The 4,317-nt window shown below is 34.9% G+C and carries 6 protein-coding genes; 2 read left to right on the top strand and 4 right to left on the bottom strand.

Features of this window, described 5'->3' with window-relative positions; genetic code table 11:
* Positions 1 to 312: winged helix-turn-helix transcriptional regulator (locus V7137_RS03300; RefSeq protein WP_335696739.1), on the bottom strand; the 312-nt coding region annotated here is incomplete at its 3' end.
* Between the two features lie 105 nt (positions 313 to 417).
* On the opposite strand from V7137_RS03300, the gene V7137_RS03295 reads away from it, so the two are divergent.
* Both V7137_RS03295 and V7137_RS03290 read left to right on the top strand, forming a co-directional pair.
* A complete protein-coding gene (locus V7137_RS03295) occupies positions 418 to 1,275 on the top strand; it encodes a pirin family protein (protein WP_335696738.1) in 858 nt (285 codons plus the stop codon).
* An 80-nt stretch (positions 1,276 to 1,355) separates the two neighbouring features.
* Positions 1,356 to 1,754: a DoxX family protein gene (locus V7137_RS03290; protein ID WP_335696737.1), complete on the top strand. Its 399-nt coding sequence runs from the start codon at positions 1,356 to 1,358 to the stop codon at positions 1,752 to 1,754.
* A 232-nt stretch (positions 1,755 to 1,986) separates the two neighbouring features.
* Here V7137_RS03290 and V7137_RS03285 read toward each other — a convergent pair whose 3' ends face one another.
* From V7137_RS03285 to V7137_RS03275, 3 genes are all read right to left on the bottom strand, one after another.
* Positions 1,987 to 2,514, bottom strand: a complete 528-nt coding sequence (locus tag V7137_RS03285) for a GrpB family protein (protein WP_335696736.1) — start codon at positions 2,512 to 2,514, stop codon at positions 1,987 to 1,989.
* 261 nt (positions 2,515 to 2,775) lie between these two features.
* On the bottom strand, positions 2,776 to 3,591 hold the full coding sequence (locus tag V7137_RS03280) for a lipid II flippase Amj family protein (RefSeq protein ID WP_335696735.1): 816 nt from the start codon (positions 3,589 to 3,591) through the stop codon (positions 2,776 to 2,778).
* Positions 3,592 to 3,803: 212 nt separating this feature from the next.
* Positions 3,804 to 4,205 carry a hypothetical protein gene (locus V7137_RS03275; protein WP_335696734.1) on the bottom strand — a complete coding sequence of 134 codons (402 nt, stop codon included), beginning with the start codon at positions 4,203 to 4,205 and terminating at the stop codon, positions 3,804 to 3,806.
* Between the last annotated feature and the right edge of the window lie 112 nt (positions 4,206 to 4,317).

Raw genomic sequence — 4,317 nt, 5'->3', positions numbered from 1 at the left:
CTTTTTATGTTCCATACTCCATTCGTGCATTGAATCTAAAATCGGCTTCAATGTCATTCCATACTCAGTTATAGAATATTCCACTTTAGGTGGGACTTCACGATATACCTCTCGACTTATGAGCCCCTCCTCCTCTAGTTCTCTTAATTGATTTGTTAGCATTTTGGGGGTAATGCCTACAAGTGCTTTTTTTAATTCTCCATATCTCATTGTGCCTTCCAACATTAGATACAATAAGATGATAGGCTTCCATTTCCCAACCAAGATGGAAAGAGCATCGTGTACTTTACAAAATTCAGGTTTTATTTTCATCTTTACCTCCAATAGTATCTTTTTACATACTATATATCTTCAAAGTGCATACTTATATAATTGATTTTAATGGTTTATTATGATTATGAAAAGGGGGCAATTAATATGAATACCGAAAATATTAAACGTCGTGAAATAAAAAAAGTATGGACAGTAACCGAACAAAAAATAAGCAATATTCATACCGCAAGTCCTATCCTTGCACCTGGCAACTGGGTAGATTATGATCCGTTCTTATTACTAATGGAAGATAAATTTCAAAAAGGAGCATTTAGTGAGCATCCTCATCGTGGTATAGAGACCTTAACATTAATCATTGACGGAAGGCTTAATCATTATGACAATGCTATGGGGGCAGGTGGAATCCTAGAAAAAGGGGACCTTCAATTTATGACTGCTGGTAAAGGAGTGATCCATAATGAATCACCACTTGACGGTGAAACAGTTCATCTTCTTCAGCTTTGGGTTAATCTACCTCGTAAATATAAAATGGTAAAACCCCGTTATCAAAATATGCACGCAAAAGATATGCCCGTTCATCAAGAGAACGGTGCCTTAATTCGAGTATATTCAGGTTCGTCTGGAGATATTGTATCGAACACCCTAAATTACGCACCTGTCACGTTTGTAGAAATGGTGTTGGAAGAAGGAGCATCCATTAGTCAAGACCTTCCTGGTACCTATAATGGCTATATTTATGTATTAGAAGGAAGTGGATCATTTGGTGAAAATAAAGTTGAGGCAAGAAAAGGGCAAGCAATGTGGCTAGGTTCCGCAAATGATGGGGAAATGAGCAGTATTCACATTTCTGCAAACGAAAAATTACGTCTTGTTCTTTTTGCAGGTGAACCTCTCAGAGAACCTGTTGTAGCATATGGACCTTTCGTAATGAATTCAGAAGAAGAAATTCGACAGGCTTATCGGGATTATCAGGAGGGTAAATTCGAAACTCCAGTAGATTAAAGATTTACGGAAATAGTTGAATGAATTTGATTAACTCAACAACGAACAAATTAAATAAAGATAATTAAAGGAGCAAAAAGATGATAGGGTTTGGTTTATTGTTAATACGCTTAGTAATTGGATTGTCATTCATAGCTCACGGAGCCCAAAAGTTATTCGGCTTTGGTGGCGGCGGTGGTTTAAAAGTAACTGGGGAGCATTTTGAAAAATTAGGAATAAGACCAGGGGTAACAATGGCGTTACTCGCTGGGCTATCGGAATTAATAGGTGGAGCTATGTTTGCGTTAGGGTTACTTACCCCACTTGCAGGCATTGTGATTGCTGGAACAATGGTAGTAGGAATTTTAAAAGTTCACGGACCAAATGGTTATTGGATTACAAAGGGTGGATATGAATACTGTCTTGCTGTATTAGTTGTAGCAATTGGTGTAGCTCTTACGGGGGCAGGACAATATTCACTCGATGGTATTTTAAATTAAATCTATTTTTAACAAATGTTTTGGAATCAAGGAATCAAACGCTCAGAAGCTAATTCTGAGCGTTTGTTGTTAAACCATCATTAAGTATTTCTATAATGGTTAAAGGGTCTTTGTATGGGACGGGCAACGACATTCTTTATTCAATTAACCTGCATCGTTACTTCAATAAGAAAAAGCCGCCAAATGGCAGCTGGATCTTCAACACTTGCACTCCGTTATTTGAAGAAGGGACTTATATTCTTTTTGCATAAATTTCTTTTACAAATTGCTCTTTGTAATCGGTATATTCATCTATTCCGCCATTTTGCTTTTCAAGAAATTCCATTTTTAGACTTTTATATTGTTCCCGTGTTGCTTCGTCTGAATTTAAGTAATCCCTAAAAAAGATTAAATTTTTCCAGAGGTCCTTGTTATATTCAACCAAATGAATAAAATGGGTCTTTTCTTCGTAGGTTTCATCAGTAAACTTTGCAAGGACGATTTCATTTGGACGCTCCACCCGAAGTCTTAGAAACCCAGCCTTTTTTAGCCCCTGGAAAATTGATTTATCGACGTTATTTATATCATCCACACCCACAACTATATCCAATATAGGTTTGGCAACCATACCCTTAATGGCTGTGCTCCCTATATGTTCAATTCGGTTTTCCTGAATAGGGGTTGAATTTAGAATTTCTTGTTTCACCCTAAGAAACTCTTTTTCCCATTCAACGTTATGTGGTTCTACTCTCACTTCGTCACGTTTTAGCCCCAATTTCATTTAACCACCTCATTTACAGGATGATTTAATAATACCATTTATTATTAAAATTTCCTTCTTAAACTAACCTGCTTACGTTACTTGAAGAAGGGAAAAGTGATCCTTCGTAATTGAAGCATCGCACCCGTTAGCTTAAGTGTATCTTTTCAAAATCCTGAAAAAAAGGATGTCAATTCATCCCTTTAGTTGACACAACAAAAAGAGTTGCCGAAGCAACTCCTAGTGTTTTACTCTAGCACACGGTAATTTAGCAATAACCCATTAAATCAACTTAGCAAACCAAGCTACATAATATGCGGCAGGAATAAACAGTAATTGAGCCACAACAGTACCCAAAAATTTAGAACTGATCATTGTCAAAGAATAACTTTTTAAATATATATAATTAGTTTGTTTTTTCATTACTTTATCAGCTAATACGGAAGCTTTAGGGTCAATAAACAATGATAATAAAATTGTTGCTATACCATTTATAATCCCAGAAGACATTGATGCAGCCTGAGCATAACCTTTAGGTACTAACATAGATGCATATATTGAGGATAGTACCCCAATTGTAAAAACAGCTGAAATGATAACATTAATCACGAAGAGTCGTTTGGGAATAGTTTTCCAGGTAATTCCCTTTAGATATGTAAATCTAGGTAGCCTAAAACACATAAAAATTTTTCTTATGCCTTTTCGATTGAATTGATTAGCAAACAAACCAATTATTGAACCTCGTTGATTTGAAAGCTGCACAATAGCTCTTGAAAAGATATTAATGAAGGTCGGAAACAACAGAATACCGAACAATACGCCAATTGTAGTTACACCGATTAATATTCTATATTGTTCCTCAATGTAGTGTAATTTGTTTATATCTGGTGCTTCTGCAATCAGTTTAGCTGTCAAAGGTTGTTGAAACATCGTAGAAAACCTTGAAACAATCACCAGTGTACTAAACAAGGATAATGCTGTTGCAATTAATTTTACTCGTGCTCCTGAAATTCTAGTTGAATAAGCTAATGTTTCAATCATTGTAATTATCAATATGAACAGAGAAATTAATAAGACCTTGCCTGTAATTAGTTCCATAAATATCTCCTTAAAAATAATGATAGCCATATTATAAATTAAATTATATTGTTTTGGAATTATTTAGAAGTGCTAAAAATTCTAATAATATTGATTTCCTTATTCAACTAATCTGCTCCGTTAGCTCAATAAGAAAAGCTGCCAAGAATGACATCTGGATGTTCAACTCTTGCACCCGTAAGTTCAATAACAACCTTAAGAGAAGCAGGTCACTAATATTTAACGAATGTGGTAACGCTTCGTTTTGATGCAATAGTTCGTCTGGAAAGCTCTTCTTTCCATTTTTTTGAGTCTAATTGATATTCACCGTATTGATCTTTGTAAGTTTTTTTAAAGAGATTAATTGTTCTGGACTCTTCTGGATAATTATGTGATAAGGGATAACCCAGTCGTCCTTCCTCAAATATATATAGTTCTACAACGTCCCCTATTTCCATAAATGAATCCAAGAATGTAATAAATTCAATATCTTCACCTCCAAGTTCATAAACATAAGGGAGGGTAAACGGCAAACTTTCCTTATACGCTTCACCATTTAGAAATGGATAATTATTTTCACTTGTGTGATATTCAGGAATAGGTTTTAATGTAGCGATAAAATAATGAGCTGTCATTGAAAAATCCCTTTCATCAATACAATATTCTTATTAAAGCAACCCATCATAAGTATAACCTTGAATAATATCAATGTTAATTTTCATCTAATGTCTTGTTCAACTAACCTGC

The organism is Neobacillus drentensis, assembly GCF_036962765.1.
GTDB lineage: Bacteria > Bacillota > Bacilli > Bacillales > Cytobacillaceae > Neobacillus > Neobacillus drentensis_C.
Note: the sequence above shows the minus strand (reverse complement) of the source record. Positions and strands in the feature narration are given on the sequence as shown.